The 26,219-nt window shown below is 69.2% G+C and carries 30 protein-coding genes and 1 rRNA gene; 12 read left to right on the top strand and 19 right to left on the bottom strand.

What is annotated here, in order from left to right; all coding sequences use genetic code 11:
- Positions 1-2: 2 nt before the first annotated feature.
- The 4 genes from AB0N73_RS12505 to AB0N73_RS12490 all read right to left on the bottom strand — a co-directional run bounded on the left by AB0N73_RS12505 (position 3) and on the right by AB0N73_RS12490 (position 4,253).
- The gene (locus AB0N73_RS12505; protein WP_363563917.1) at positions 3-392 is read right to left on the bottom strand and encodes a hypothetical protein; all 390 of its coding nucleotides are present in this window, start codon (positions 390-392) and stop codon (positions 3-5) included.
- Complete coding sequence (locus AB0N73_RS12500; protein ID WP_363563915.1) at positions 389-835, bottom strand: hypothetical protein; 447 nt, start codon at positions 833-835, stop codon at positions 389-391. Before AB0N73_RS12500 ends, AB0N73_RS12505 begins: the two co-directional genes overlap by 4 nt.
- A complete protein-coding gene (locus AB0N73_RS12495; protein WP_363563913.1) occupies positions 832-1,641 on the bottom strand; it encodes an LLM class flavin-dependent oxidoreductase in 810 nt (269 codons plus the stop codon). The genes AB0N73_RS12500 and AB0N73_RS12495 overlap by 4 nt, the downstream gene beginning before the upstream one ends.
- Before the next feature lie 71 nt (positions 1,642-1,712).
- A complete protein-coding gene (locus AB0N73_RS12490) occupies positions 1,713-4,253 on the bottom strand; it encodes an ATP-dependent Clp protease ATP-binding subunit (RefSeq protein WP_363563911.1) in 2,541 nt (846 codons plus the stop codon).
- A gap of 135 nt (positions 4,254-4,388) precedes the next feature.
- On the opposite strand from AB0N73_RS12490, the gene AB0N73_RS12485 reads away from it, so the two are divergent.
- Genes AB0N73_RS12485 through AB0N73_RS12475 form a run of 3 tightly spaced genes read left to right on the top strand, consistent with a single transcriptional unit; the run spans position 4,389 to position 5,828 of the window.
- Entirely contained in the window at positions 4,389-5,150 is a 762-nt protein-coding gene (locus tag AB0N73_RS12485; protein ID WP_363563909.1) for an EI24 domain-containing protein, read from the top strand.
- Entirely contained in the window at positions 5,147-5,620 is a 474-nt protein-coding gene (locus tag AB0N73_RS12480; protein ID WP_363563907.1) for a hypothetical protein, read from the top strand. The genes AB0N73_RS12485 and AB0N73_RS12480 overlap by 4 nt, the downstream gene beginning before the upstream one ends.
- Positions 5,621-5,675: 55 nt before the next feature.
- Complete coding sequence (locus tag AB0N73_RS12475) at positions 5,676-5,828, top strand: hypothetical protein (RefSeq protein ID WP_363563905.1); 153 nt, start codon at positions 5,676-5,678, stop codon at positions 5,826-5,828.
- Between the two features lie 26 nt (positions 5,829-5,854).
- On the opposite strand, the gene AB0N73_RS12470 is transcribed toward AB0N73_RS12475, so the two are convergent.
- Complete coding sequence (locus AB0N73_RS12470; protein WP_363563903.1) at positions 5,855-6,319, bottom strand: DUF3817 domain-containing protein; 465 nt, start codon at positions 6,317-6,319, stop codon at positions 5,855-5,857.
- A gap of 61 nt (positions 6,320-6,380) precedes the next feature.
- Entirely contained in the window at positions 6,381-6,842 is a 462-nt protein-coding gene (locus tag AB0N73_RS12465) for a MarR family transcriptional regulator (protein ID WP_363563901.1), read from the bottom strand.
- A 51-nt stretch (positions 6,843-6,893) separates the two neighbouring features.
- Here AB0N73_RS12465 and AB0N73_RS12460 point away from each other — a divergent pair, with 51 nt between their 5' ends.
- Positions 6,894-8,006: a methyltransferase gene (locus tag AB0N73_RS12460; protein WP_363563899.1), complete on the top strand. Its 1,113-nt coding sequence runs from the start codon at positions 6,894-6,896 to the stop codon at positions 8,004-8,006.
- Between the two features lie 10 nt (positions 8,007-8,016).
- Here AB0N73_RS12460 and acs read toward each other — a convergent pair whose 3' ends face one another.
- Entirely contained in the window at positions 8,017-10,020 is a 2,004-nt protein-coding gene (gene acs, locus AB0N73_RS12455; RefSeq protein ID WP_363563897.1) for an acetate--CoA ligase, read from the bottom strand.
- Positions 10,021-10,224: 204 nt separating this feature from the next.
- Between acs and AB0N73_RS12450 the strand changes: the two genes are divergently transcribed.
- Entirely contained in the window at positions 10,225-10,473 is a 249-nt protein-coding gene (locus AB0N73_RS12450; protein WP_363563895.1) for a DUF4287 domain-containing protein, read from the top strand.
- Between the two features lie 134 nt (positions 10,474-10,607).
- Here AB0N73_RS12450 and AB0N73_RS12445 read toward each other — a convergent pair whose 3' ends face one another.
- The 9 genes from AB0N73_RS12445 to nrdH all read right to left on the bottom strand — a co-directional run bounded on the left by AB0N73_RS12445 (position 10,608) and on the right by nrdH (position 17,878).
- The gene (locus AB0N73_RS12445) at positions 10,608-10,901 is read right to left on the bottom strand and encodes a hypothetical protein (protein WP_363563893.1); all 294 of its coding nucleotides are present in this window, start codon (positions 10,899-10,901) and stop codon (positions 10,608-10,610) included.
- A 117-nt stretch (positions 10,902-11,018) separates the two neighbouring features.
- Positions 11,019-11,432: a hypothetical protein gene (locus AB0N73_RS12440; RefSeq protein WP_363563891.1), complete on the bottom strand. Its 414-nt coding sequence runs from the start codon at positions 11,430-11,432 to the stop codon at positions 11,019-11,021.
- Positions 11,433-11,830: 398 nt separating this feature from the next.
- Positions 11,831-12,163, bottom strand: coding sequence for a hypothetical protein (locus AB0N73_RS12435; protein ID WP_363563889.1), 333 nt, complete (start codon positions 12,161-12,163; stop codon positions 11,831-11,833).
- A gap of 791 nt (positions 12,164-12,954) precedes the next feature.
- Complete coding sequence (locus AB0N73_RS12430; protein WP_363563887.1) at positions 12,955-13,431, bottom strand: hypothetical protein; 477 nt, start codon at positions 13,429-13,431, stop codon at positions 12,955-12,957.
- A 129-nt stretch (positions 13,432-13,560) separates the two neighbouring features.
- Positions 13,561-13,845, bottom strand: a complete 285-nt coding sequence (locus AB0N73_RS12425; protein ID WP_363563885.1) for a hypothetical protein — start codon at positions 13,843-13,845, stop codon at positions 13,561-13,563.
- 174 nt (positions 13,846-14,019) lie between these two features.
- Positions 14,020-14,994 (bottom strand): class 1b ribonucleoside-diphosphate reductase subunit beta, encoded by a 975-nt coding sequence (gene nrdF, locus AB0N73_RS12420; RefSeq protein ID WP_363563883.1) that lies wholly within the window; start codon positions 14,992-14,994, stop codon positions 14,020-14,022.
- 29 nt (positions 14,995-15,023) lie between these two features.
- Positions 15,024-17,180: a class 1b ribonucleoside-diphosphate reductase subunit alpha gene (nrdE, locus tag AB0N73_RS12415; RefSeq protein ID WP_363563881.1), complete on the bottom strand. Its 2,157-nt coding sequence runs from the start codon at positions 17,178-17,180 to the stop codon at positions 15,024-15,026.
- On the bottom strand, positions 17,162-17,641 hold the full coding sequence (nrdI, locus tag AB0N73_RS12410) for a class Ib ribonucleoside-diphosphate reductase assembly flavoprotein NrdI (protein ID WP_363563879.1): 480 nt from the start codon (positions 17,639-17,641) through the stop codon (positions 17,162-17,164). The genes nrdE and nrdI overlap by 19 nt, the downstream gene beginning before the upstream one ends.
- Positions 17,642-17,644: 3 nt before the next feature.
- Entirely contained in the window at positions 17,645-17,878 is a 234-nt protein-coding gene (nrdH, locus tag AB0N73_RS12405; protein ID WP_363563877.1) for a glutaredoxin-like protein NrdH, read from the bottom strand.
- A 382-nt stretch (positions 17,879-18,260) separates the two neighbouring features.
- Here nrdH and AB0N73_RS12400 point away from each other — a divergent pair, with 382 nt between their 5' ends.
- The 7 genes from AB0N73_RS12400 to AB0N73_RS12370 are packed head-to-tail and all read left to right on the top strand — an operon-like array spanning position 18,261 to position 24,575.
- Positions 18,261-19,466 carry an MFS transporter gene (locus tag AB0N73_RS12400; protein WP_363563875.1) on the top strand — a complete coding sequence of 402 codons (1,206 nt, stop codon included), beginning with the start codon at positions 18,261-18,263 and terminating at the stop codon, positions 19,464-19,466.
- 47 nt (positions 19,467-19,513) lie between these two features.
- Positions 19,514-20,269 (top strand): alpha/beta hydrolase, encoded by a 756-nt coding sequence (locus AB0N73_RS12395; RefSeq protein WP_363563873.1) that lies wholly within the window; start codon positions 19,514-19,516, stop codon positions 20,267-20,269.
- A complete protein-coding gene (locus tag AB0N73_RS12390; RefSeq protein WP_363563871.1) occupies positions 20,266-21,435 on the top strand; it encodes an acyl-CoA dehydrogenase family protein in 1,170 nt (389 codons plus the stop codon). Before AB0N73_RS12395 ends, AB0N73_RS12390 begins: the two co-directional genes overlap by 4 nt.
- A complete protein-coding gene (locus tag AB0N73_RS12385; RefSeq protein ID WP_363563869.1) occupies positions 21,432-22,433 on the top strand; it encodes an aldo/keto reductase in 1,002 nt (333 codons plus the stop codon). Before AB0N73_RS12390 ends, AB0N73_RS12385 begins: the two co-directional genes overlap by 4 nt.
- A gap of 26 nt (positions 22,434-22,459) precedes the next feature.
- Positions 22,460-23,734 (top strand): DUF445 domain-containing protein, encoded by a 1,275-nt coding sequence (locus tag AB0N73_RS12380; RefSeq protein WP_363563867.1) that lies wholly within the window; start codon positions 22,460-22,462, stop codon positions 23,732-23,734.
- 9 nt (positions 23,735-23,743) lie between these two features.
- Positions 23,744-24,088: a gamma-glutamylcyclotransferase family protein gene (locus tag AB0N73_RS12375; protein ID WP_363563865.1), complete on the top strand. Its 345-nt coding sequence runs from the start codon at positions 23,744-23,746 to the stop codon at positions 24,086-24,088.
- A 7-nt stretch (positions 24,089-24,095) separates the two neighbouring features.
- Complete coding sequence (locus AB0N73_RS12370; RefSeq protein WP_363563863.1) at positions 24,096-24,575, top strand: histidine phosphatase family protein; 480 nt, start codon at positions 24,096-24,098, stop codon at positions 24,573-24,575.
- Between the two features lie 20 nt (positions 24,576-24,595).
- On the opposite strand, the gene AB0N73_RS12365 is transcribed toward AB0N73_RS12370, so the two are convergent.
- From AB0N73_RS12365 to rrf, 3 genes are all read right to left on the bottom strand, one after another.
- Complete coding sequence (locus AB0N73_RS12365; protein WP_363563861.1) at positions 24,596-25,072, bottom strand: YbaK/EbsC family protein; 477 nt, start codon at positions 25,070-25,072, stop codon at positions 24,596-24,598.
- A 35-nt stretch (positions 25,073-25,107) separates the two neighbouring features.
- Entirely contained in the window at positions 25,108-25,905 is a 798-nt protein-coding gene (locus tag AB0N73_RS12360; RefSeq protein WP_363563859.1) for a methyltransferase domain-containing protein, read from the bottom strand.
- A gap of 226 nt (positions 25,906-26,131) precedes the next feature.
- Positions 26,132-26,219: ribosomal RNA gene (gene rrf, locus AB0N73_RS12355) — 5S ribosomal RNA — on the bottom strand; the annotation flags it as partial.

Genomic DNA, 26,219 nt, shown 5'->3' with positions numbered 1-26,219 from the left:
GCTCAGCCGCGCGGGGTGCGGGTGCTCCAGAGCGCCCAGCACACCAGCAGCGGCTGGAAGAACAGCCGCGCGAGACGCTTCGCATCGGTGTCGAGCCCGAACCCGCTCCGCCGCTGCGTGTACTGCGCGATGTTGCCGGGGAAGATCGCCACGAAGAAGGCGGCGAGGATCGCCCCCGCACGGCGCCGTTCCTTCGGGAAGACGACGAGCGAGGCGCCCAGCATGATCTCGACGACACCGGACGCGACGACCACCCCGTCCTTGTCGATGGGCACGACCTCGGTGGTCCAGTCCGGAACCTGCGCCTGGAACTCGGCGCGCGCCCAGAACAGGTGGCTGATCCCGGCGAACATCATTCCCGCGGCGAGCAGCCAGCGTGCAACAGTCCTCATGAGACGATTCCACCGCGTCGACGCCGCCGTGTCGAGCCCCCCGTGCTCCACAACGCCCAGAGCACCAGAAGGGGTTGCAGCTGCAGGCGGATGAAGCGGGCCCGGTCGGTGCGCATCAGCGGCGCCGCCCGCCCCGTCCGCCACTGGTGCACGTTGCCGGGGAAGACCGCCACGAAGAAGGCGGCGACGGCCCAGCCGATCCGTCGCTTCTCGCGCGGCAGCGCGACCAGAGCCGTCCCGAGACCGAGCTCCACGACGCCGGAGACCAGCACGATCGTGTCCTTGTCGGTGCGGAGCAGCGCGGTCGCCCACTCCGGCACGACGATCCGGTAGCCGCGACGCCCCCAGGTGAGGTGCGAGGCGCCCGCGGCGGCGAGCAGGAGCGCGAGCGCCCAGCGGGCGCCGGTGCGCCACGGCGCGGTCCGGCTCCGGCGCCGGCTCATGATCGACCCTCGGTCCGGTCGGCGAGGGACGCGGCCCGGACGACGAACTCCTCGTACGAGCGCAGGTCGTCGGCGGCGACGACGGCGCGCAGGACCACCTCGTCCGCCGCCGCGCGATACGCGCCGAGCCGGGCAGCGACGTCGCCGCCGCCCTCGCCGGGCAGCGTCGTGTCGAACACGCCCACCCCCAGCCGGGCGAAGTTCGCGGCGTACGCGGGGTACCCGGCGTAGCGCTCTGCGTCTTCCCGCATCCGCGGCACGGCGGCGTCGTCGAGCGCCGTCCGGACGTAGACCGCGACGTGCGCATCGGCGCTGACCTCGCGTGCCTCGTCCCGCTGCGCGCCGGCGACCTGCGGCGGCAGCCAGTTGAGCAGTACGCCGTGCGCGTGGCGGGCACCGAGCGCGCGCATGCGCGGTCCGAGCGCGCCGACGAAGACCCGCGCATCGGGCCGGGCCTCACGCAGGCGGTGGATGCCGTGGCGCACGAGCTCGAGCTGGCCGTGCCGGGCGGCGCCCGATCCGATGCCGAACACCAGCCGCTCATCGGGGATGCCGGAGTCGGCGAGCTCGTCGATGATCGCCCCCGCGGGGCGCCGATCGAGCGCCACGACGCCGGTGGCGAGGCGCAGCGTGCTCGTGGTGCGCGCGGCGGCGGCGAGCGCGGAGATCGCGTCGCCGTCGGGGGTGTCGTTGACCCAGAGGGTGGCGAAGCCTTCCCGCTCGATCACCGGCGCCAGCCGGCCGATCAGGTCGGGGCCCAGCGCTCCGGCGACGCCGATGGACAGGGAGGCGGGATCATCGCGCATGCCCTCCAGACTGCCCCCGAACGCCGATGACCGCCACCCGGAGATCGGGTGGCGGTCATCGGCGTCGACGCTCAGGCGGCGCGGAGTTCGCGCTCCCCCGCCCGTGCGGCCGGTCGGCCGTCCACGATCTCGATGCGCACCGATCCGCCGTCGGCGAGGTCGCCCGAGACCAGGCGGTCGGCGATCCGGTCGTCGATCTCCCGCTGGATGAGCCGTCGCAGCGGGCGAGCGCCGTACTCCGGCTCGTACCCGTGCTCGGCCAGCCAGTCGATCGTCTCCTCCGAGACGGAGAACGCGATCTCACGCCCTGCCAGCCGGACGGAGGTCCGCTCCAGCATGAGCGTGACGATCCGGCGCAACTGCGACTGCTCGAGCTTGCGGAACATCACGATCTCGTCGATGCGGTTCAGGAACTCGGGACGCATGGCCTCGCGGAGCTTGCCCATGACCCGGTCGCGCAGGTCCTTCTCGGCGCCGAAGCCCGTGGCCCCGCCGCCGTCGGCGACGAAACCGATCGCGCCCGAGCGCGACGCGAGGAACTCGCTGCCGATGTTCGAGGTCATCACGATCACGGTGTTGCGGAAGTCGACCGTCCGCCCCTGTCCGTCGGTGAGGCGCCCGTCGTCGAGCATCTGCAGCAGCAGGTTGAAGACGTCGGGGTGCGCCTTCTCGATCTCGTCGAACAGGATGACCGAGTAGGGGTTGCGACGCACCTTCTCGGTGAGCTGTCCGGCCTCGTCGAAGCCGACGTATCCGGGAGGCGCTCCGACGAGTCGTGACACGGTGTGGCGCTCGCCGAACTCGCTCATGTCGAAGCGGATGACGGCGTTCTCGTCCTCGAAGAGCGACCCGGCCAGGGTCTTCGCGAGCTCGGTCTTGCCGACCCCGGTCGGTCCGAGGAAGAGGAACGAGCCGACCGGACGCCCGCCGTCGCCCATGCCGGTGCGGTTGCGTCGGACGGCGGTCGCCACCGCGGTGACCGCATCGTCCTGCCCGATGACCCGGGCATGCAGTTCGTCTTCGAGCGTCGCGAGCCGCTGGCGCTCGGACTCGGTCAGTCGCGACACCGGGATGCCGGTGGCACGGCTGACGACGGCGGCGATCTGCTCCTCGTCGACCACGGCGGTCACGGGGCGTCCCTCCGGGCGCGACGCGTCGTCGATCCGCTCGCGGAGCGCGCCGATCTCGTCGCGCAGCCGCAGCGCCTCCTCGTAGCGCTCCGCGGCGACGGCGGCGTCCTTCTCCGACTCCAGCTCGGCCATCCGTGCGCTGAGGGCGCCGACGTCGACCGCGACCCCCAGTCGCAGGCGGAGGCGTGCGCCGGCCTGGTCGATGAGGTCGATGGCCTTGTCGGGGAGCACGCGTTCGGTGAGGTAGCGGTCGCCGAGCTCCACGGCGGCGCGCAGGGCGTCGTCCGTGTACGTCACGGCGTGGTGCTGCTCATAGGCGGGGCGCAGACCCTCGAGGATCCGCACCGCGTCGGCGATCGACGGCTCACCCACGCGCACCGGCTGGAACCGGCGCTCGAGAGCGGCGTCCTTCTCGATCGTGCGGTACTCGGTGAGGGTCGTCGCCCCCACCAGGTGCAGGTCGCCGCGGGCGAGGCGCGGCTTCAGGATGTTGCCCGCGTCCATCGCGCCGTCGCCGGCCGCTCCCGCGCCGACGACGGTGTGCACCTCGTCGATGAAGACGATCACGTCGCCACGGCGCTCGGCGATCTCATCCATGGTCTGGGTGAGGCGTTCCTCGAAGTCGCCGCGGTAGCGGGCGCCGGAGAGCATCGCCGCGAGGTCGAGCGCGATGACACGCGTTCCCCGCAGCTGCTCGGGCACCTGCTCGGCCACGATCGCGCGGGCCAGGCCCTCGACGATCGCGGTCTTGCCGACGCCGGCCTCGCCGATCAGCACGGGGTTGTTCTTCGTGCGGCGGCTGAGGATCTCGATGGTCTGCTCGATCTCGTCGTCGCGTCCGATGACGGGGTCGAGCTCCCCGGCTTCGGCGAGCGCCGTCAGGTCGCGGCCGAACCGCTCGAGGGCGCTGGGCGCCTGCGCCGGCTCCTGGCCGGTCTGTTCGGCAGTCCCGGGGGTCACGGTCTCCCGCGCGCTCGCCAGGAGCGCGTCGGCGGTCACGCCGGATGCCGCGAGCACCTGCCCGGCGGGCGCGTCCTGTGCGAGCACGAGCGCGAAGAACAGGTGCTCGGGGTCGATGTACGTCGATCCCGAGGAGCGCGCCACCTGGAAGGCGTGGAAGAGCGCGCGCTGCACCGACGAGGTCACCACGGCACCGTCCACGTCCGCCGAGCCCGCTGCCTGCGGCAGACGCGCGTCGGCTGCGCGGACGATGACATCGGGGTCGACGCCGATGCGCGTGACGGCCTCGCGCACCTGGTCGGTGGCGACGATCTCGCGGAGCACGTGCAGGGCGTCGAGTTCGTGCTGGCCGCGAGCGAGCGCGAAGCGTCCCGCATCCTGCAGAACCTCCTGCGTACGGGCGCTGAGGAACCGGCTGAGGTCGATCGAGCGGGCGGCGCGGCTGCGCTCGCCGTCGAGGTAGCGCGCGAGGAAGTCGTCGAACGCGTTACGGCCCTCGTCGGGGGTGAAGTCTTCCGGCATGTCTTCTCCTGATCGGATCACAGTAGATGCGCCCTCGAACCGAAGTTGAGTACAGCGCTGTCAAGTTCAACGCTGGGGTCCACGATCTATTCCCGGATACGCTCGACGGGTCGATCCATCACGAGAGGAGGCCCGGTGAGCGAGTTCTTCGCCGGTGTGCGGCTCTTCCTGGGCGGCTTCTCGTGGTGGCGCCGGCGACCGGGCCTCATGGTCCTCGGGCTCATCCCTGCGGCGATCGTCAGCCTCGCCCTGGGCGCCGCACTCATCACGCTCCTCGTGTGGATCGCGCCGCTGACCGAGACGCTCACCCCCTTCGCCGACGGGTGGCCGAGCATCTGGGCGATCCTCATCCGTGTCGCGGTCGGCACCGCGGTGTTCGGCGGGGCGCTGCTGCTGACGGCCGCCACGTTCACCGCGCTCACGCTGCTGATCGGCGAGCCGTTCTACGACCGCATCTGGCGCGCCGTCGAAGAGGCGGAGGGAGACGCCGCCGCGATCGAGAACGACCCCGGGTTCGCGGCGGGCATCGCGGACGCGGTGTCGCTGATCGCCCGCGGTGCGCTCGCAGCCCTCGCGGCGTTCGCCATCGGCCTCATCCCGTTCGTCGGCGGCGTGCTCGGCGCGGTCGTCGGGGCGCTCCTGTCGGGATGGATCCTCGCCGACGAGCTCTCGGCACGCGCGCTGACCGCCCGCGGCATCCGCCATCGGCAGCGGCGCGCGCTGCTGCGTCCGCACCGCGCCAGGGCGCTCGGCTTCGGGGTCGCGACGCAGCTGTGCTTCCTCATCCCGCTCGGGGCCGTCTTCGCGATGCCGGCGGCGGTCGTCGGCGCGACGCGACTCGCGCACGGCATCCTTCCGCGCGATCCGGCGTCGGCACTGACAGAATCCCCGACATGACCGTTGCCCGCCGCACCGACGCCGCCGCGATCATCGCGGGCGTCGCCCTCATCGTCCTGCCGCTGGTCGGGCTGTTCTTCAAGATCTTCTGGCCCGGCTGGTACCTCTTCTTCCTGCTCTTCGCCTCGCCGGTGCTCCTGGTCGGCTATGCGCTGCAGATCGTCATCGCCGTGACCGGGTTCCTGACGCCACGGGCCGTGTTCCGCACCAGCCCCGCGCGAGCCCGCGCCCTCGCGGCCGCGTGGATCGGCGCGGTCGGCATCGCCCTGACCGGACTGTTCTTCGTCGACGGCGGCGACACCACCTACGGCTCCGCCTTCATGTACCTCATCGGAGCGGACGGCGACGCGGGCGTCTCGACGGTCTCGACCCTCATCTCCTTCGCCACCGGGGCGGCGTGGATCGGCGGGTGGGTCTGGCTCGTAATCGAGTGGATCGTCGCCCTCGTGCGGCGGCGCCGGGCCCGATAGAAAGCACGCGGCGCTTCGACCGGTTACGCTGGAGGGAGTCTTCCGAAGGAGTGCCATGTACATCGTCGCCCTGCTGCTGTTCCTGCTCGGCATGTTCGCCTTCGGCATCTCCTTCTCGGTGCCGGGCCTCGAGGCCGTCATCTTCGTCGCCGGGATCCTGCTGATCTCGCTCGCGATGGCGCTGCCGATGCACCTGCGCGCCAAGTAACACCGCAGGCTCGATCCTTCTCCGGGTCAGCCGCGGCCGCCGGGCGGCCCGATGATCAGCAGCACCGTGAAGACCACGGCCACGAGCACGGCGATGACGCCGGCCGACAGGATCGGGTGGGAGAGCACGACCCGCAGCACACGATCGTGCCACGCGCGGTCACGCGGATCGGCGGTCTGCTCGCGTCGCCACATCCCCTGCAGTCGTCCGGTGCGGTGCAGCCACCGCTCCACCGGCAACGTCGCATACGGGATCACCGCACTGCCGATCGCGGCGACGGCGACGCCCGCCGACCACCGCTGATTCTTCGCCACCAGCACGGCGGTGGCGCCGTACGCCAGGAAGACGAACCCGTGCACTCCCCCGCCCACGGTGACGGCGGGCGCGAACCCGGTGAGAGCGCGCACGATCAGGCCGCCGATCAAGAGCGTCCACGAGATCATCTCGGCGATGGCGAGCGTGCGGAAGAGTGCCAGGGGCGTGCGGAACACAGTCGTCTCCAGGTCGAGAGAGCGCGTCGATCGACGCTCCGTCAGCCTAGGCCAGAATGCTTCAGCTTCCCTGAAGGTTCTCTCCGAACGGCTGCTCGTGCAGGCCGCGGAGCGCCTGCGAGAGCTCGGGCACGCCCTGAGCGAAGACGACGTCGAGCGCGGCGAGGCGAGCGTCCGCCTCGGCCAGGGTCGCAGCGCCCTGCGCGGTGACGCGCAGGTCGGATGCGGCGCCGGCATGAGCCGTGGCGTCCTCCACGAGCCCGTCGGCGGCGAGCGTCTTGACGGCCGTGTGGGCGGTCTGCACCGTGATCTGCGATCGGCGGGCGAGCTCAGAGAACGAGATTCCGGGCGTGGCCTGCAGATGGGCCAGGAGCCCGTATTTGCGGGTCGTGAGGCCCAGCTCGCGCAGACCCGCGTTCAGCTGCGCGTCCCAGATCGACGAGACCGTCAGCAGCGAGATGACGGGGCTGAACGGGGGGCGGGGTCGACCGGTGGCCGGCGTCGAACCCGCGGCTTCTCCCATCACTCCATGCTATCCGTCGGCGCACCTCCGCGGGGCGCGTAGCGTGAGGGGGTGGACTTCCCCTTTGACACCCTGCGCCGCTGGCCCGACATCGATACGGACGATCTCGTCGCCGTGGATGCGGCCGACCGGCTCATCCTCGACGAGTCCGTCACCCTGCGGGCGGATGTGGCGGCGACCGACCTCGTCGTCATCGGCGACGCCTTCGGCGCGCTGGCGTTGGCCGGCGCTGCGGCGCTGCCCGACGGCACGATCCGCGTCCACCAGGACACCCTCGCCGGCGAGCGCGCCCTCGCCGCGAACGCCGCGCGGCTTGACCTCACCGATCGCGTGCGTTCGCTGCCGCTCGATCGCGCGCTCGTCGAGGGCGCGCGCGTCGTGCTGCTGCGTCTTCCCCGCTCGCTCGAGGAGCTGCGGGATGTCGCCGCGCTCATCGCCGCGCACGCGGCATCCGACGTCGTGGTGGTCGCCGGCGGCCGGCTCAAGCACATGACGGTGACGATGAACGATGTGCTCGCCGAGCACTTCGGTCGCCTCGACGTCTCGCACGCGCGGCAGAAGTCGCGAGTGCTCCTGGCCCGCGACCCGCACGACGGCCGCGACCCGGCGCCGCGGCATGCCGAGCACGACGGGATCGTCGTGTGCGCGTACGGGGGCGCGTTCGCCGGTACCGGCATCGACATCGGCACCCGCTTCCTGCTCGACCACCTGCCCGACGAGCTGCCCGCCGACGGCCACGTCGTCGACCTCGCCTGCGGCACGGGCGTGGTGGCCACCTGGCTGGCGCTGCGTCATCCCGAGCGCGCCGTCTACGCCAGCGACCACTCCTCGATCGCGGTGGCGTCGGCGCGGGCGACGGCGGACGCCAACGGTGTGGGCGATCGGGTGGAGGTCGTCCGCGACGAGGGTCTCGGCGCTCTGCCCGACGCCAGCGCCGCGTTCATCGCGTTGAACCCGCCCTTCCATTCCGGACCCGCCGTCCACACGGGTCTCGCGACCCCGTTGTTCCTGGATGCGGCCCGCGCGCTGCGGCCGGGAGGCGAGCTGTGGACGGTGTGGAACTCCGCCCTGCAGTACCGCGGCGAGCTCGAACGCCTCGTGGGCCCCACCCGACAGGTCGCGCGCAACCGCAAGTTCACGGTCACGGTCTCGACGCGCCGCTGAGCGCCCGGCGTCAGCGCCCGAGCGCGATGCGGACGACCTCGGCGATCCGCGGCGGCACGGTCTCGTCCTGCAGCGAGGTCGTGTCGCCGAGGGGACGCTCGTCGACGAGGTCGACGAGCAGACGCCGCATGATCTTGCCGCTGCGGGTCTTGGGCAGATCCGGCACCGCGAAGACGTGCTTCGGCTGCGCGACCGGACCGATGGCGGCCCGCACGTGGCGCCGCAGCTCCGCCGCATCCCCCGCCCCCGTCACGAACGCGGCGATCGCCTGCCCGGTGAGCGGGTCGGCGACACCGACGACGGCGGCCTCTCCGACCGAGGGGTGAGCGACCAGCGCCGACTCGATCTCGATCGTCGAGAGGCGGTGGCCCGAGACGTTGATGACGTCGTCGACACGGCCCAGCACCCAGAGGTCGCCGTCGGCGTCGAGCTTCGCCCCATCCCCCGCCAGGAAGTAGCCCTGCGCCGCGAAGCGCTTCCAGTACGCGTCGCGGTAGCGCTCCGGGTTGCCCCAGACCGTGCGCGACATGCCCGGCCAGGTGCCGTCGACGACGAGAAGTCCGCCGCCGCCCGGTCCCACGTCGGCGCCGTCGGCATCCACGACCCGCACCCGCAGCCCCGGGAGCGCGGTGAGCGCGGAGCCCGGCTTCAGGGTCGCGACGCCGGGCAGCGGCGCGGCGATGGCGCCGCCGGTCTCGGACTGCCACCACGTGTCGACGACGGGGGTCTCGCCGCGGCCGATGTGCCGATGGAACCAGACCCAGGCCTCCGGGTTGATGGCCTCGCCGACGGTGCCGAGCAACCGGATGCTCGACAGGTCGTAGTCCGCCGGCGGCCCGTCCGGGAAGCGGCTCATGAGCGAGCGGATGAGGGTCGGTGCCGTGTAGTACGTCGTCACGCGGTACTGGTCGAGGATGCGGAAGTGCCGCTCCCAGTCCGGGGTGTCCGGGGTGCCCTCGTAGAGCACGCTGGTCACGCCGTTCAGCAGCGGACCGTACGTCTCGTAGCTGTGCGCGGTGACCCACGCGAGGTCGGCGGTGCACCAGTAGACGTCGGTCTCGGGCTTCGCGTCGAACACGGCCCAGAACGTCCACGCCACGTGGGTCAGCCAGCCGCCCGTCGTGTGCACGAGCCCCTTGGGCTTCCCGGTCGTGCCGCTCGTGTAGATGATGAATAGCGGCGTCTCGGCGTCGAAGAACTCCGGCTCATGGATGTCGGAGGCCGCATCCACCGTCTCGTGCCACCAGAGGTCGCGCCCCTCGGTCCATGGGATGTCGTCGCCGGTGCGGCGGATGACGAGCACGTGCTCGATGCTCTCGACGCCGTCGACGGCGGCGTCCGCCTGGTGCTTGACGGGCACGGCCGCGCCCCGACGGAACTGCCCGTCGGTCGTGACGAGGAGCTTCGCGCCGGTGTCCTCCACGCGGAACCGCACGGCCTCCGCCGAGAACCCGCCGAAGACGAGCGAGTGGATGGCGCCGATGCGCGCGACGGCGAGCTGGATGATGATCGTCTCGACCAGCACCGGCAGGTACACCACGACGCGGTCGCCCTTGACGATGCCGATGGCGGTCAGCGCGTTCGCCGCGCGCGAGACCTCGCGCTGCAGCTCGGCGTACGTGATGGTGCGCCGGTCGCCCCGCTCCCCCTCGAAGTGGAAGGCGACGCGGTCGCCGTGCCCGGCCGCGACATGCCGGTCGACGGCGTTGACCGAGGCGTTGAGCGTGCCGCCAGCGAACCATTCCGCCGTCGGGATCGAGGTGCCGTCGGTGGGAGCCCAGCTGTGGGCGGTGTGCCAGGGCTCTGCCCAGTCGAGGATGTCCGCGCGGTGCGTCCAGAACGCCTCGGGGGCTTCGCCCGCGCGCTCGACCCACTCCCGCGCGATCCACTCCGGCGTCACGTTCGCCTGCGCGACGAAGTCCGCCGGCGGCGCGAACGTGCGCCGCTCGTCCAGCAGGCTGCGGATGGTGTCGTCGTGCGCCGGGGCGTCGAGGGGCGTGTTGGGCGCGCTCATACCGTCTCCCCGGTTCGGTGGTCTGCCCTCCAGCATCCCCGCCCCACCCCACCCCCGCCCAATCCATGACACCGTGTGACGCCCCGGGCCCCCGCACCCCCGCTGGACCCGCGAGACAGCGCTTTCGCGCCGAGACGGTGGGTTTAACCCACGGTCTCAGCGCCGGGTTGCTATCTCGCGGGTCGGGAGGCCTAGCCTGGGGGCATGAGCAGCCGCGTCGTCGCACCTGTCATCGATCCGGACAACCCGCCCAAGGGGCCGGCGTCGTACTTCGCCAGCATCGAGAAGACCTACGGTCGCCCGGTGCAGGAGTGGCTCGACATCGCCGTCGCGGACCTGGATGCGGGCACGCCGCACATGGCCGTCGTGTCACGGCTCAAGCAGGACCACGGGCTCGGTCATGGCCACGCCAACGCGGTCGTCGCCTATGCCAAGGCGAAGGTCGCCGAGTAGAGCCGGCGGAGCGACGTCAGTCGCCGTCGAGGATCGACTCGTGCCCGTCCGATTCCGGATCCTCCGGCTCGGCGGCGGTGGTCGTGTCGGGCTCGGGGCCGGGGGTCACCGGGCGGTCGCGATCGCTCATCCGTTCAGCCCGCCGGGTTGTCGACGGGCGTTCCGTCGGGGTTCGTGGTGATCGACTCGTCGGGCGCACCGTCTCCGGCGCCGTGGGCCGCGACGTCCGCCGTTCCCTCCGCACCCTCCCGATCGGGCTCGCCGGGGCGCACGGCCGCATCCTCGGCGATGTCGATGCGTGTCACGCCGTCGTGATCGGAGACCACGATGCGCGGGGCAGCATCCGCTTCGGTCGCGTTCGGAGCCGTCGTCAACTGGTCGTGCCGCTTCTCTTCATCCGTCATACCCATGACATCGACGGTACGCATCGCAGCCCGATCCGCCACCCGGGTTGACAGCATCCGAGGGCGTTGACGACGAGGCCCCGGCCGCGGCTCAAGGCGAGCGCGGCCTGAGTTGCGGGACGGCGCGACGCAGCCGATTGATCAAGACATCTTCTCGAATCGAGCTGTCTGGTCAGTCAGACGATCGTCAGGGTCGAGGGACGGCGCCAGGGTGATCTCCAACACCGAGGAATCGTCCGGCATCAGAACAACAGAGGGCGCGATGCTGACGTTGCGTTCCGGCGAGTCGATCACGATCAGTAGGCGCTCACCGCCATCCGTATCGACGCTCCGCCAGCGCCCGTTCACGTCGATCTCATCTGACGCGACGAGCGCGTCGAGGTTCGCGGCTCCCGAAGATATGCACACAAGGCTCCGGGGCCACCTGGTCGCCGCCACGCCGCCCGCTGCGTCGAAGACCAACTCAGCATGTAGCCGCTCATCGACGATCTGCCACCGACCGACCATGTGCTCCTGCGTCGCGTCGCGTCGAGCGGGACGGGCGTCTGCCCGCATGCGACAAGCAGCAGACCTGCGGCGCCCATCGAGATGGGCGCCGCGCATTTGACTGCCACGACGGCCACCCCTCCGCCAGCAGATCGATGAGCGCGCCCAGGCAACCTCCCTAACGCATCTTTGCGAACGTCGAGGTATGGTCCGGTCGGCGAAGGTCTGGGTCGACCAAGATCTCCATGACCACGGAGCCATCGTTACGACCCATCGATCTCTCTAGTGCGGGTCTCTCGGCACCGGATCTACCGTCGTCCGAGACGCTCGCGGCTCATGCACCGACTGCAACGTCAGGCAGGCCCGCGTCCTGTTCCCTCGTCCTCGACCCGATCGCACGGCACCGTCGCGCCGGCAGCGGCCACACAACCTCGCCATCCGCTCCCCACACGTTGCCCCTCACGCGCTCATGAGGTCTTGACGAACCTGGCTGTCTCATCGGGGAGGAGATCGTCGGGGTCTATCTGGGGTCGAAGGGGGATGTCCAGCACGACGGTACCGTCGGGCAAGGTCATGACCGAAGGCGCGATACTCACCCGGCATCCATCTGCATGGAAGTACAACAGCAAGCCAGTCGAACCCTTTGTGGCGATGGCCTCCCACTCGCCTTCAATGCTCAGTGTGGACGCAGTCGCAAGTGCGCTGAGGTTCTCGCCCCCCGGGGTTTCACACAAGAGATTCCGAGGCCACCCCGTTGCGATGAAGTCCCCGTCGTCCTCTATGACAAGCGTCGCGGCCATACGATCATCGGCGATTTCCCACCGCCCGGGCATGTTTTCAGAGGTGGCTTGAAGGACGACAGGCACGTATCCGCACGCGACAAGCTGCACGCACAAGACCGCCAGGAATGCGCAAGCTAGCAGCCCCTTTGACCTGGTCACCATCTGACGGTCTCAGTCCAGGTGAATGTCTGCAACACATCGGACATTGGACCACTATCGCTCGTGAGATTGTTGCCGATGGCTCTCAGTTCATCCGAAAAGCTGATCCCTGACCCAAGCGACATGTTGTTCACCGCGGCAAATGTCACGTCAGCCGAGTTACTCGAGGTAGAAACGGCGGCTGCTGACAGGCTGAAAAGTACCGATGGCGGCGAGTGAGCGATCAACGTTTGACGAGTTCTTCCAGGTCGCGATTGTGAGTATGTCGCGCGTGAAATTGGCATTATCAAGCGCTGGCTTGATCAAGCGCTGGCTTGATCAAGCGCTGGCTTGCCAGCACCGTAGCCAGCGAGCGTGGGCACTGGCTCGCCCCTGCTCAACGCACGCCGAACAGTTTCGACCTGATCCCTCACCTCGTCACTGTCGCGCAATCCCTGCGTGATCACAGATCCCTCACCGAACACGATTGGCGACCGTAGAGTCCCTTGCGCCCAAGCGTACAGAAGCGCTCCCTGCTGACTCTTGAGTATTCTTCCGACATCGATTGATGAGTACGCGGACTGTTCTACGCTCCAGCGTTGCAGCCAATCGACTCTTGATCGTGTCCGAACGATGCTTCGTCTGCCTGAGCGCAGAAGCGCAGGCCCGCACTAGAGCGCCTTTACGAACCTCGCTGTCTGGTCAGGTCGACGGAGATCTGGATCAACCAGAGGTGCTAGCACAATCTCCAAAACCACGGAGCGATCGGGCATCGTGACGACCTGCGGAACGATACTGATCTCGCACTCCGGAGACGTGAAGATCATCAGCACTTCTGTCCCGGAGCCGACTTCGATGACGCTCCACCGTCCACTCAGATTCAACTTGTCTGTCGAAGCGGCCAGAGCGTCGAGACTGTCTCCCTCCGGAACAGCGCACTGGAAGTTCCTTGACCAGCTCGTCGCGGTGACTTCACCGGAAGCGTCAAATGTCAACGCAGTCTCCATGCGCTCATCCGCAATCTGCCATCGGCCGATCATGTTCTCCTGAGTGACATCCAGCGCCTCCGGCCTCGGTACACACGCTGCGAGCAAAACACCCACGAGGGCCAGCACAGTCGCCCCTAGACGCCGCTTGCTCTTCACCACCTGATCGTGTCTCCTGCCACGTGAACTCCTGCCTCACATCAGACGCGGGCCCGGTCTCGCCTGAGAAGTTGTTCGCCAGCTCTCTCAACTCATCCGTGAAGCTAATGCCCGATCCGAGCGACATGACATTCACTGCTTGAGTGAATCGTATGAGTAGCAACAGCGTTGTGTGTTCGCGGTGGGAAGAACCGAGGCGATCGACACGGCGGTGATGTTCCCGGCACGATCTCTGGTGTAGTTGCGGTCGGCAACGTAGTGCCCGGCACCGCCGAAGACCGCGTTGTCTTTCATGCTCACCCCACCCGACAACGCGCTCACAAAACTGTCGCCTTGCCGCGGACGCGTCCGGAGGCGGCCGCGCGACGCGCCGTCAATACAACCTGCGTTGTGAGAAACGCCCGGGGCATCCACCATGCGCGGTCCTGCTTGCCTCCACCGATACAGGCGCGGCACTCGGGTTCTCGCCTCTCACCACCGCGTCACCACCAGGAGGACGCCCGCACGACGAAAGGCCCCCGGCTGACCACCCACGAGGGTGACCGGCCGGGGGCCTTGTCGTTGTGCTAGATCCGCGGAACCACGCGGTCTTTAGAAGTCCCAGTCCTCGTCCTCGGTCGCCTCGGCCTTGCCGATGACGTACGACGAACCGGAGCCCGAGAAGAAGTCATGGTTCTCGTCCGCGTTGGGCGAGAGCGCCGACAGGATCGCCGGGTTCACGTTCGTGACGGTGGCGGGGAACATGGCCTCGAAACCGAGGTTCATCAGGGCCTTGTTGGCGTTGTAGTGCAGGAACTTCTTGACGTCCTCGGTGAGACCGACGGCGTCGTAGAGGTCCTGCGTGTACTGCACCTCGTTGTCGTAGAGCTCGTACAGCAGCGAGAACGTGTAGTCCTTGATCTCGTCGCGCTCGGCCTGCGACAGCTGCTCCATGCCCTTCTGGAACTTGTAGCCGATGTAGTAGCCGTGCACGGCCTCGTCACGGATGATGAGGCGGATGATGTCGGCGGTGTTGGTGAGCTTCGCCTTGGCCGACCAGTGCAGCGGCAGGTAGAACCCGGAGTAGAAGAGGAACGACTCGAGCAGGGTCGAGGCGACCTTGCGCTTGAGGGGTTCGTCGCCACGGTAGTAGTCCATGACGATGTGCGCCTTCTTCTGCAGGCTCTCGTTCTCGGTCGACCAGCGGAACGCATCGTCGATCTCGGGGGTCGAGGCCAGCGTCGAGAAGATCGACGAGTAGCTCTTGGCGTGCACCGACTCCATGAACGCGATGTTGGTGTACACCGCCTCTTCGTGCGGGGTGATCGCGTCGGGGATCAACGACACCGCGCCCACGGTTCCCTGGATCGTGTCGAGGAGCGTGAGCCCCGTGAACACGCGCATGGTCAGGGTCTGCTCGTCCGGGGTCAGCGTGTTCCACGACTGGATGTCGTTCGACAGCGGCACCTTCTCGGGCAGCCAGAAGTTGTTCACCAGACGGTTCCAGACCTCGAGGTCCTTGTCGTCCTGGATGCGGTTCCAGTTGATCGCCTGCACGGCGGTCAGCAGTTTGAGCTTCTCGGTCATCGTTCCTTCTCGGTTCTTCGCCGCAGCCGTCAGAGCATGCAGCTGACGCACTCGGACATGTCAGTGCCCTCGAGCGCCATCTGCCGCAGGCGGATGTAGTAGATCGTCTTGATGCCCTTGCGCCAGGCGTAGATCTGCGCGCGGTTGATGTCGCGCGTGGTCGCGGTGTCCTTGAAGAACAGCGTGAGCGACAGACCCTGGTCCACGTGCTGCGTGGCCGCGGCGTACGTGTCGATGACCTTCTCGTAGCCGATCTCGTACGCGTCCTGGTAGTACTCCAGGTTGTCGTTCGTCATGAACGGCGCCGGGTAGTAGACGCGGCCGAGCTTGCCTTCCTTGCGGATCTCGATCTTCGACGCGATCGGGTGGATGGAGCTCGTCGAGTTGTTGATGTACGAGATCGAGCCGGTGGGCGGCACCGCCTGCAGGTTCTGGTTGTAGATGCCGTGCTTCTGGATCGACGCCTTCAGCTCGGCCCAGTCGCCCTGGGTCGGGATGTGGTGACCGGCGAACAGCTCCTGCACGCGAGCCGTCTGGGGCACCCACTCCTGCTCGAGGTACTTGTCGAAGAACTCCCCCGACGCGTAGGTCGAGTCGGCGAAGCCGTCGAAGGCGACGCCGCGCTCGATCGCGAGCGCGTTGGAGGCGCGCAGCGCGTGGAAGAGCACCGTGTAGAAGTAGATGTTCGTGAAGTCGATGCCCTCTTCCGACCCGTAGTGCACGTGCTCGCGCGCCAGGTAGCCGTGGAGGTTCATCTGGCCCAGGCCGATCGCGTGCGACCGGTCGTTGCCGTCCTCGATCGAGCGGACCGAGCGGATGTGGCTCTGATCGCTCACCGCGCTGAGCGCACGGATCGCGGTGCCGACGGTTCCGCCCAGGTCACCGCCATCCATCGCGAGGGCGATGTTCATCGAGCCGAGGTTGCACGAGATGTCCTTGCCGATCTCGGCGTACGAGAGGTCCTCGTTGAAGGTCGTCGGCGTGTTCACCTGCAGGATCTCGCTGCAGAGGTTGGACATGTTGATGCGGCCCTTGATCGGGTTCGCCTTGTTCACCGTGTCCTCGAACATGATGTACGGGTAGCCCGACTCGAACTGGATCTCGGCCAGCGTCTGGAAGAACTCGCGGGCGTTGATCTTGGTCTTCTTGATGCGCGCATCGTCGACCATCTCGCGGTACTTCTCGGTCACCGAGATGTCGCCGAACGGCACGCCGTAGACCTTCTCGACGTCGTACGGGGAGAACAGGTACATGTCCTCGCCGTTCTTGGCGAGCTCGAACGTGATGTCGGGCACGACGACACCCAGCGACAGCGTCTTGATGCGGATCTTCTCGTCCGCGTTCTCGCGCTTGGTGTCGAGGAACTTCATGATGTCGGGGTGGTGCGCCGACAGGTAGACGGCACCCGCGCCCTGGCGTGCGCCGAGCTGGTTGGCGTAGCTGAAGCTGTCTTCGAGCAGCTTCATGACGGGGATGATGCCGCTGGACTGGTTCTCGATCTGCTTGATCGGCGCGCCGGCCTCGCGGATGTTCGACAGCAGCAGTGCCACGCCGCCGCCGCGCTTGGAGAGCTGCAGCGACGAGTTGATGCCGCGCGAGATCGACTCCATGTTGTCTTCGATACGCAGCAGGAAGCAGGAGACGAGCTCACCGCGCTGCGCCTTGCCCGCGTTGAGGAACGTGGGGGTGGCGGGCTGGAAGCGGCCCGAGAGGATCTCGTCGACGAGCTGCATCGCGAGCTTCTCGTCGCCGTCCGCGAGCGCGAGGCCCGTCATGACGACGCGGTCCTCGAAGCGCTCGAGGTAGCGCTTGCCGTCGAAGGTCTTGAGCGTGTAGCTCGTGTAGTACTTGAACGCGCCGAGGAAGGACTCGAAGCGGAACTTCTTGCCGTAGGCGAAGTCGTTGAGCGCCTGGATGAACTCCAGCGAGTACTTCTCGATGACGGTCGGCTCGTAGTACTCCTTCTCCACGAGATAGTCCAGGCGCTCCTTGAGCGAGTGGAAGAAGACCGTGTTCTGGTTGACGTGCTGCAGGAAGTACTCCCGCGCCGCGCGCTTGTCGGCGTCGAACTGGATCTGCCCGTTCGCGTCGTACAGGTTCAGCATCGCGTTGAGGGCGTGGTAGTCCAGCCCCTCGAAGCGCGCCTCGACTTTGAAGTCCATATCGGTCACTGTCGCTGCCACCATCGTTCCAATCCTCCGCCGATCCGCTCGACGTCTTCTGGCGTGCCGAATACTTCGAACCGGTCCAAGTGCGGCACTCGACACTTGCGGCTGATGATCTCCCCGGAGGCGCAGTACGCGTCACCGAAGTTGGTGTTGCCTGCGGAGACGACTCCGCGGATGAGGGACCGGTTGCCCTCGTCGTTGAGGAACCGGATCACCTGCTTGGGGACCGCGCCCTTCTCCTCGCCCCGGCCCTGTCCGCCCCCGTAGGTGGGGGTGAAGAGGACGTACGGCTCCTCGACGCGAAGAGGAGGTGCCGTGGGGTGGAGCGGAATACGCACCGCCCTCATCCCGAGCTTCTCGATGAAACGTGCCGTGTTGCCCGACACGCTCGAGAAGTAGACCAGGAGGGGGGAGGTGGATGCGGCGTCCGCGCCCGAGGAGGCAACCGCGCCGGCAGACTCTGCGACCGCGGTTGCCATGGGTCAGGCCAGGCGCGCGGCCAGCTCGTCGATCTTGTCCGGCCGGAAGCCCGACCAGTGGTCCTCGTCGGTGATGACGACGGGGGCCTGCAGGTAGCCGAGGGCCTTCACCTGCTCGAGAGCGGTGGGGTCTTCGGAGAGGTCAAGGACCTCGTATTCGATGCCCTTCGAGTCCAGTGCTCGGTAGGTGGCGTTGCACTGCACGCACGACGGCTTGGTGTAGACCGTGATCGCCATTTCGACCTCTTCTCTCCCCTCAACGGGCTGTGTGTCCGGCTAGGGTTCCGCCGGGACCTCAATACTACATATGGGTACGGACATCGGAAGGCACCACAAGGGGTAGTAGTTACATCCGTGTCATTTTCCACCGTCCATCCCCATGTACAACACAGGTTGTCCACCGTTTCATCCACAGGTCACGGCGTGTCCGACGGATTCGAAAAGTCCTGAATCACGCCGAAAACGCTCGGGGCACGGAGCCTCATCCACAGGGGGCACGTTACGAGCGGCCTCCGACATCCACAGATCCGACGGATTCGTCCGCACGGCGTGTCGCGCGGGTCGAACACCACGGCCGCACGCACTGCTCCGGACGGCCGCGGCGCGATACCGTTGAGGGGTGGCGGGCTATCAAGATCTCCTGCGCACCCCTGGAGTCGCGCGCATCATCGCCGCCCAGCTGACGGCGCGCTTCCCCAACGGCATGACGAGTCTGGCCGTCCTCCTTCACGTCGAGCACGTGACGGGCTCCTATGGCGCGGCCGGGCTCGTGCTCGCCGCCACCTCCGTCGGCCAGGCGGTCGCGGGACCCATCACGAGTCGGTGGATGGGGCGATGGGGCATGCGGCGCGTGCTGACGCTCACGATGATCGTCTGCGCGCTCGCGATCACCGCCATCGCGATGCTCGATCTGCCGGTCCCGGGCTTCATGGCGTTCGGGCTGATCGCGGGCATGTCGACTCCGCCGGTGCAGTCCGCGGTGCGCACCATCTATCCCAAGATGGTCAACTCCCGGCAGCTGACGCCCCTCTACTCCCTCGACGCCTCGCTGCAGGAGATCATCTGGATCCTGGCGCCGGTCGTCATCACGTTCGTCGCGACGCAGGTCGGCACGTGGGAGGCGCTCATCCTGATCGTCGCGTTCCTCCTCGGCGGCGGCACGTGGTTCATCCTGCTGCCGGAGGTGGGCCGCGTGCGTATCCCCCGCAGCAAGCGCCGATTCGGCAAGGTGCTCGCACGCCCGCCCGTGCTGCTGGCGACCGTCATCGGGTTCCTCCTCATCGGCGCATGCTCGGCGGTCGAGGCGGGGGTGGTCGCCACCTTCGACCACGGCGGGCTCGAGGCGGGCCTCGTGCTGGCCGTGTTCTCGATCGGCAGTCTCGCCGGCGGCCTCAGCTTCGGGCACATCCCGATCGGCCCGTGGGCGATGGCCCGGCGCATGGGCATCGTCGCCGTGGGGCTCATCCTCACCATGTTCTCGCTCAATGTGTGGTGGCTGGGCGGCACGCTGCTGCTCGCCGGCATCGGCATCGCGCCCGCGCTGGCCGTGCTGTTCGCGATGACCTCGGTCAGCGTCAAGTTCTCCGACACCGCCGAGGCCTACGGATGGGTCGGCACCGGCCAGCTCATCGGCGCGGCAGCGGGCTCCGCGGTCGCGGGATTCCTCATCGACGCGGTCGAGGCACCGGGCGCGTTCATGGCCGCCGCCGGGTTCGGCGTCGCCGGAGCGCTCGTCGCCGCGGCGTGCGTGCGGGCCTTCCCCGACCTCCGCCACCGGGATCCGAGCCCCATCCCCGACACCGAACCCGTGCCGATCATCACCTGAGGACACACAAAACGCCCCGAGCGGCGCGGGGGTCGTACGCTCGTCACATGCCCGCATCCGTCGTTCTGCCGCGCCTCGCCTGGGGCTCTCCCACCGCTTCCCGCCGCGTTCTGCTCGTGCACGGGCTCGGCTCGTCGGCCGCGCTCATGTGGCGATTCGGCACCGCGCTGGCCGACGCCGGCTGGTACGCGGTCGCCGTCGACCTGCGCGGCCACGGCGCCGCGCCCCGCACGCTCGACTACACGCTCGAGGCGTACGCCGCGGATGTGGCCGCCACCCGCGCCGACGAGGGCCCCTGGGATGCGGTGATCGCCCATTCGCTGGGCGGCGCGGCCGCGACCCTCGCCTCGGTGGCAGACCCCGCGTGGACGCCCCGGCTCGTGCTGGTCGACCCCGCCATCCATCTGCTCCCCTCGCACCGCGCGGTCATCGACCGCAGCCAGCGCGAGGCCTTCGCCGATCCCTCCCCCGAGGCCGTACGCGAGCAGCATCCGCTGTGGCACCCGCAGGACGTCGAGCTCAAGGCGGATGCGGCGCGCACCGCCGGCCGATGGGCCGTCGAGCAGACGCTCGAGCAGAACCCCGAATGGGACGTGCGCGCGACCACCGCCCGCCTGAGCGTGCCCACGCACATCCTGGGCGCGGACCCGGCGGTCTACAGCATCTTCACCGGCGCGACCGCCGCCGAGGTGCTCGCCGGCAACCCCGCGATCACGATGTCGGTCGTGCCGGGTGCGGGGCACTCCCCCCACCGTGACCGCCCTGCCGAGACGATCGCGGCGCTCCTCGAGGTGCTCGCATGACACTGGATGCGGCGGCCTACCTGCCGGACGATCTCCTCGAGCGGATCCGGGCACGGGCGGCCGCGACCGATCACGACAACGTCTTCCCGGACGAGGACCTCGCCGAGCTGCGCGCCGTCGGGTATCCGGCGATCCTCGTGCCTGCCGACCGCGGCGGCGCCGGGCTCTCGCTCGCAGACGCCTCGGTGCTGCAGCAGCGCCTGGCCACGGCCGCTCCGGCCACCGCGCTCGCGATCAACATGCACCTCGTGTGGACCGGTGTCGCGAAGGTGCTGCAGGATCGCGGCATCGACGACCTGGCTTTCGTGCAGACGGGCGCCGCGGCTGGCGAGGTGTTCGCCTTCGGCATCAGCGAGGCCGGCAACGACGCGGTGCTGTTCGACAGCTCGACCACCGCCGCCCCCCTCCCGGACGGCGGATACGCCTTCACCGGCACCAAGATCTTCACGTCGCTGGGTCCGGTGTGGACCCGGCTCGGCGTGCACGGCCTGGACACCACCTCTCCCGATGCGCCGCGCATCGTCTACGGCTTCGTCGAACGGCAGGCCGGTGTCGTCACCCGCGACGACTGGGACACGGTCGGGATGCGCGGCACCCAGTCGCGCACGACCGAGCTGCACGACGCGGTCGCCCCCGCATCCGCGATCGTGCGGCGGGTGGAGCCCGGCCCGAGCCCCGATCCGCTCGTCTTCGGCATCTTCAGCGTGTTCGAGATCCTGCTGGCCTCGGTCTACACCGGCATCGCCCGGCGCGCGCTCGATCTCGCGGTGGCAGCGGCGCAGAGCAAGACCTCGCGCCGCACCGGAGCCGCCCTCGCGCAGGATCCCGACATCCGCCGTCGGATCGCGTCTATGGTGCTCGCCTACGACGCGCTCGGCCCGCAGCTCGCCGCCCTCGCGGGCGACGTGGACGACCTGACCGACCACGGCAGCCGATGGTTCTCGCTCCTGGCGGGCGTCAAGCACCGCGCGGTCGTCTCGGCCAAGGCCGTCGTCGATGACGCCCTGCTGGTCGTCGGGGGCTCGTCGTACCGGTCGTCCTCGGAGCTCGGCCGGCTCTACCGCGACGTGGCCGCCGGCCTCTTCCACCCCTCCGACCCCGACTCCGCGCACAGCGCCGCGGCGACGGCCTGGCTCGGACCGATCCTTCCCACGGAGTCGCGATGACCCTCCCCCACGTCACCCTCGGCGACGGGCTGACCGTCTCCGCCCTCGGCTACGGCGGGATGAGCCTGAGCGACATCTATGGGGCCGTCGACGACGAGACCGCGCTGGCCACGCTGACCCACGCCGTGGATGCGGGGCTGACGTTCGTCGACACCGCGAACATCTACGGCCAGGGCCGCAGCGAACGCACGATCTCACGTCTGCTGGCCACGCGTCGCGACGAGGTCGTACTCGCCACGAAGTTCGGCATCGCCGGCGGCACGGTCGGTGCGCGCGGCATCCGCGGCGACGCCGCCTACGTCCGTGAGCAGATCGATCTGAGTCTCGCCCGGCTGGGCACCGACCACGTCGACCTCTACTACCAGCACCGCGTCGACCCCGACGTGCCCATCGAGGACACCGTGGGCGCGATGACCGAGCTCGTCGCGGCCGGCAAGGTGCGCCACCTGGGGCTGTCGGAGGCGACGGCGGACGAGCTGCGTCGCGCGCACGCCGTGCACCCGATCGCCGCCGTGCAGACCGAGTGGAGCGTCGTCAGCCGCGATGTGGAGCTGTCGGTGATCCCCGCGGCGGCGGAGCTGGGCGTCGGATTCGTGCCCTACTCGCCGCTCAGTCGCGGATGGCTCTCGGATGCGTTCACGCCCGAGCAGATCGGCCCCGGCGACGGGCGGCCCCGCTTCCCCCGGTTCGCCCCCGAGAACCTGGCTGCCAACGCCGGGCTGCGGAGCGAATTCCGGGAGATCGCGGCGGCGCAGGACCTGACGGGCGTGCAGCTCGCGCTGGCGTGGCTCTTCACCCGGGCCGCGCAGACGGGCGTCACCATCGCGCCGATCCCCGGCTCGCGCTTCGCCGCGCACGTCGACGAATGGATCGCCGGCGCCACCGTCCGCCTCGACGACGCCGTCATGGCCCGGCTCGAACCGTTCGCCGGCCGCATCCATGGCAACCGCAGCTTCGATCGCAACTGGACGAGTCAGCGCGGCGACACGGCGCCCTGACCACGGCACCGTGCGAGGATGGCGAAATGCCCCGCACCCCTGCCGCCCTCCTGAGCGCCGCCGACCAGGAACGCCTGCGTTCGCTGCGCGTCATGAAGGGCATCGCCCTCGGGGCACTCATCCTGCTCGCGATCGTGTTCGTCATCGCGTTCGCGCTCCAGAGCCGGTATCCCTGGCTCGCCTACGTGCGCGCCGCCGCCGAAGGCGGGATGGTGGGCGCGCTCGCCGACTGGTTCGCCGTGACGGCGCTCTTCCGCCGCCCGCTCGGCCTGCCCATCCCGCACACCGCGATCATCCCGACGCGCAAGGACGAGATCGGACGGACGCTCGGCGAGTTCGTCGAGACGAACTTCCTCTCCGGCGACATCGTCCGCACCAAGCTGCAGTCGATGTCCGTCTCCGCCCGGCTCGGCGAGTGGCTCGCGGTGCCGGAGCACGCCGAACGCGTGGCCACCGAGGGCGCCACCATGGCGGCGAACGTCCTCAACGCCCTCAGCGACGACGATGTGCAGGACGTCATCGGCGACCTCGCGCGCGAGCACCTCATCGTCCCGGAGTGGGGTCCGCCGCTCGGCGGGTGGCTCGAGCGGCTCGTCGCCTCGGGAGCCCACCACCAGGCCGTCGACCTCGCGGCCGACAGCATCGCCACCTGGCTCTCCGCCAACCGGCAGTCCTTCGCCGGTCTGATCTCGGGCCGCCTTCCGTCCTGGGTGCCCTCGATGGTGCACAACCTCATCGACGAGGCCGCGTATCACGAGGCGACGAAGTTCGTCTCCGCCGTGCGGGTCGACCCCGACCATCCGGCGCGTCACGCGATCGACGGATATCTCGCCCGGCTCTCCGACAACCTGCAGCACGACCCCGCCACGATCGGGCGGTTCGAGGATGCCAAGACCTCGGTCTTCGACTCCCCGCGGGTGCGCGAACTCGCCGGCGAGGCCTGGCAGACCGCGAAGAACGGCCTCACGCAGGCGCTGCAGGAGCCGACGAGCGGTCTGCGTCGACGCCTCGTGGAGGCGCTCACAGAGATCGGGCAGCGCCTGTCGACCGACCCCGTGCTCCGCGCGCGGGTGGACGGCTGGGTGACGGATGCGGCCGTCTTCCTCGTCGAGCGCTACCGGCACGACATCGCCTCGATCATCACCGAGACCGTCGAGCGCTGGGATCCCGAGGAGACGAGCGAGAAAATCGAGCTCATGGTCGGGCGCGACCTGCAGTACATTCGCCTCAACGGCACCATCGTCGGCTCCCTCGCCGGCCTCGCGATCTTCACGATCGCCCACGCCGTGTTCGGAGCCTGAGGAGCGGAAGTGTCCACGTCGCGCGACGAACTGCTGTTCTCCTACGGCACGCTCCTGCATCCCGAGGTGCAGCTCGACACGTTCGGCCGCCTCCTCGACGCGGACGACGATGTCCTGCCGGGGTTCACGGTGGACTACGCGCCGATCGAGGACCGCCGCGTCGTCGAGCTCTCGGGGCTCGACGTGCACCCCATCCTCCGGCGCACCGGCGACGCCCGCGACAAGGTCGTCGGCAAGGCTCTGGCGGTGACGGCCGACGAGGTCGACGCCGCGGACGAGTACGAAGTCGCCCTCTACACCCGGGTCGCCGTCACGCTCGCGAGCGGACGGCGCGCCTGGGTGTACGTAGGCTGAACCCATCATGATCACCCTCGCCATCGTGCGCCACGCCACCGCGCAGTGGGCCGACGCCCGTACGTCCGACCACGAGCGCCCGCTGAACGCACGCGGACGGCGCGAGGCGCCGCGCATGGCGCAGCTGCTCGCCGAGCGCGGCGTCCGTCCGGACGCACTCCTCGCCAGCGACGCGCTCCGGGCGCGCACCACGGCCGAGGTGTTCGGCGAGACCTTCGGCATCGCCCCCGTCCTGCTGCCCTCGCTGTACGGAGCATCCGCCGACGCGGTGCTCGACACCGCGCGCGAGGCGGCACTGGAGGCCGAACGCGCGACCATCATGATCGTCGCACACGACCCGGGGCTCAGCGAGCTCGCGACGCGCCTGGCCGGTGCAGAGGTGCAGATGACGACGTGCGCCATCGCGAGCTTCGAATGGGACGCGGCCGACTGGGCAGACATCGCGACCGTCGCCCCCAGCCGCTGGCGCCTCGACGCGCCCCGCTGACCGCGATCGGACGACCGCGCTCAGACGACGGCGGCCACCGTGCCGCCGGTCAGTGCGACCAGCTCCGCGAACGTCAGCGGGAACAGCGTGTGCGGTGTCCCTCCCGCCGCCCAGATCTCCTCGAACGCGGCGAGGTCCTCATCGACGATCGTCGTCAGGGGCGCGGGGTGCCCGGTCGGCGCCACTCCCCCGATCGCCTGTCCCGTCGCCTCGCGCACCTGCTCGACGCTGGCCCGCTGGATGCTTTCCCGCCCCAGGCGCTTCGCCAGAGCCGCCGTGTCCACGCGGTGCGCGCCGCTGGTCATCACGAGCAGCGGTTCGCCGTCCGACCAGAAGACCAGGCTGTTGGCGATCGCCCCCACCTCGACCTGCAGCGCGGATGCCGCCGCCGCGGCGGTCGAGGCCGCATCCGGAAGAACACGGATCCCGCCCGTGATCCCGGCAGCCGCGAGGGCATCGGCGACCAGACGGCTTCGCGGCGGCAGGGATGCAGACATGCCCCCAGCGTAGAGCCGCCGGCGAGCGTCCTGGATCACCCCCGCGCGATGACCTCGCCGTGCGGCATCAGGAACCATCCGTCGGCGACGTCGGCCCACGCGCGCCATCCGGCGGCGATCCGCTCGAGACCGTCGCGATCGGTGATGCCGAGGTCGACGGCGTGCTGTGCGAACGACGACTCGAGCGCCCGCTCGGCCCAGCTGTGCCCCCACCACGCACGGTCGGCGTCGGTCTCGAACAGCCACAGCGACGCGCTGGAGGAGACCTCCGCGAAGCCCGCGGCGCGAGCCCACGACTTGAGCTTGCGCCCCGCGGCGGGGTCACCGGCGACCCGGCGGTGCACCTGCAGGTAGACGTCGTGCCACTCCTGCAGACCGGGCAGCATCGGGTACCAGATGACGCCCTCGTAGTCGACGTCGCGCGCAGCCACGAGCCCATCCCCCACGACGCGGCGGAACTCCCGCAGCGCGTCCACGGGTCGGCTGAGGTGCTGCAGCACCTGGTGGGCGTGCACGATGTCGAAGCTGCCGTCGGCGCGGTCGAGCGCGTAGGCGTCCTCGGTGGTGAAGGTGACGTTGTCCAGGCCGTCATCCGAGGCCAGCTGCACGGCGCGCGCGACGACGTCGGCGGCCGCGTCGATCCCGACGACGGATGCCGGCGCCACCCGCCGAGCGATGTCGACGGTGATGGTGCCCGGGCCCGAGCCCACGTCGAGCACACGCACGCCGGGACGGAACGCGTCGGCGACGTAGGCCGCCGAGTTGTCGACGGTGCGCCATTCGTGGGAACGCAGAACGCTGGCGTGGTGTCCGTGGGTGTAGCTGTCGGCCATGCCACGACACTAATTGCCCGTGAATGCGCACGACGACCGTATGACGATCGGCGGGAACAGCGCGGTTCGCGCGCGGTCGGCAGCCCGCTGTCAGCGCGCAGAAGGGCGGTTTCACGCGGAATTCCGCGCCGCCGCATCCGTTACGACACAGGACGCGAGCGACGCGAAAAAGCGCCCGTAAACGAGAAAGAGCCACCCAACATTGGGTGGCTCTTTCACAAAAGAAGTCCGGCGGTGTCCTACTCTCCCACAGGGTCCCCCCTGCAGTACCATCGGCGCTGAGAGGCTTAGCTTCCGGGTTCGGAATGTGACCG

Origin of the sequence: Microbacterium sp. NPDC089189, from assembly GCF_040685095.1 — a bacterium.
Classification (GTDB): Bacteria; Actinomycetota; Actinomycetes; order Actinomycetales; family Microbacteriaceae; genus Microbacterium.
The sequence above is the reverse complement of the archived record's forward strand: the minus strand, read 5'-3'. Positions and strand labels throughout refer to the sequence as shown.

Coding starts and splice junctions, on each gene's coding strand:
- AB0N73_RS12505 (WP_363563917.1), bottom strand. CDS start 392: ATGAGGACTGTTGCACGCTGGCTGCTCGCCGCGGGAATGATGTTCGCC.
- AB0N73_RS12500 (WP_363563915.1), bottom strand. CDS start 835: ATGAGCCGGCGCCGGAGCCGGACCGCGCCGTGGCGCACCGGCGCCCGC.
- AB0N73_RS12495 (WP_363563913.1), bottom strand. CDS start 1,641: ATGCGCGATGATCCCGCCTCCCTGTCCATCGGCGTCGCCGGAGCGCTG.
- AB0N73_RS12490 (WP_363563911.1), bottom strand. CDS start 4,253: ATGCCGGAAGACTTCACCCCCGACGAGGGCCGTAACGCGTTCGACGAC.
- AB0N73_RS12480 (WP_363563907.1), top strand. CDS start 5,147: ATGACCGTTGCCCGCCGCACCGACGCCGCCGCGATCATCGCGGGCGTC.
- AB0N73_RS12475 (WP_363563905.1), top strand. CDS start 5,676: ATGTACATCGTCGCCCTGCTGCTGTTCCTGCTCGGCATGTTCGCCTTC.
- AB0N73_RS12465 (WP_363563901.1), bottom strand. CDS start 6,842: ATGGGAGAAGCCGCGGGTTCGACGCCGGCCACCGGTCGACCCCGCCCC.
- acs (WP_363563897.1), bottom strand. CDS start 10,020: ATGAGCGCGCCCAACACGCCCCTCGACGCCCCGGCGCACGACGACACC.
- AB0N73_RS12450 (WP_363563895.1), top strand. CDS start 10,225: ATGAGCAGCCGCGTCGTCGCACCTGTCATCGATCCGGACAACCCGCCC.
- AB0N73_RS12445 (WP_363563893.1), bottom strand. CDS start 10,901: ATGCGTACCGTCGATGTCATGGGTATGACGGATGAAGAGAAGCGGCAC.
- AB0N73_RS12440 (WP_363563891.1), bottom strand. CDS start 11,432: ATGCGGGCAGACGCCCGTCCCGCTCGACGCGACGCGACGCAGGAGCAC.
- AB0N73_RS12435 (WP_363563889.1), bottom strand. CDS start 12,163: ATGGCCGCGACGCTTGTCATAGAGGACGACGGGGACTTCATCGCAACG.
- AB0N73_RS12425 (WP_363563885.1), bottom strand. CDS start 13,845: ATGGTGGATGCCCCGGGCGTTTCTCACAACGCAGGTTGTATTGACGGC.
- nrdF (WP_363563883.1), bottom strand. CDS start 14,994: ATGACCGAGAAGCTCAAACTGCTGACCGCCGTGCAGGCGATCAACTGG.
- nrdE (WP_363563881.1), bottom strand. CDS start 17,180: ATGGTGGCAGCGACAGTGACCGATATGGACTTCAAAGTCGAGGCGCGC.
- nrdI (WP_363563879.1), bottom strand. CDS start 17,641: ATGGCAACCGCGGTCGCAGAGTCTGCCGGCGCGGTTGCCTCCTCGGGC.
- nrdH (WP_363563877.1), bottom strand. CDS start 17,878: ATGGCGATCACGGTCTACACCAAGCCGTCGTGCGTGCAGTGCAACGCC.
- AB0N73_RS12395 (WP_363563873.1), top strand. CDS start 19,514: ATGCCCGCATCCGTCGTTCTGCCGCGCCTCGCCTGGGGCTCTCCCACC.
- AB0N73_RS12390 (WP_363563871.1), top strand. CDS start 20,266: ATGACACTGGATGCGGCGGCCTACCTGCCGGACGATCTCCTCGAGCGG.
- AB0N73_RS12385 (WP_363563869.1), top strand. CDS start 21,432: ATGACCCTCCCCCACGTCACCCTCGGCGACGGGCTGACCGTCTCCGCC.
- AB0N73_RS12380 (WP_363563867.1), top strand. CDS start 22,460: ATGCCCCGCACCCCTGCCGCCCTCCTGAGCGCCGCCGACCAGGAACGC.
- AB0N73_RS12370 (WP_363563863.1), top strand. CDS start 24,096: ATGATCACCCTCGCCATCGTGCGCCACGCCACCGCGCAGTGGGCCGAC.
- AB0N73_RS12365 (WP_363563861.1), bottom strand. CDS start 25,072: ATGTCTGCATCCCTGCCGCCGCGAAGCCGTCTGGTCGCCGATGCCCTC.
- AB0N73_RS12360 (WP_363563859.1), bottom strand. CDS start 25,905: ATGGCCGACAGCTACACCCACGGACACCACGCCAGCGTTCTGCGTTCC.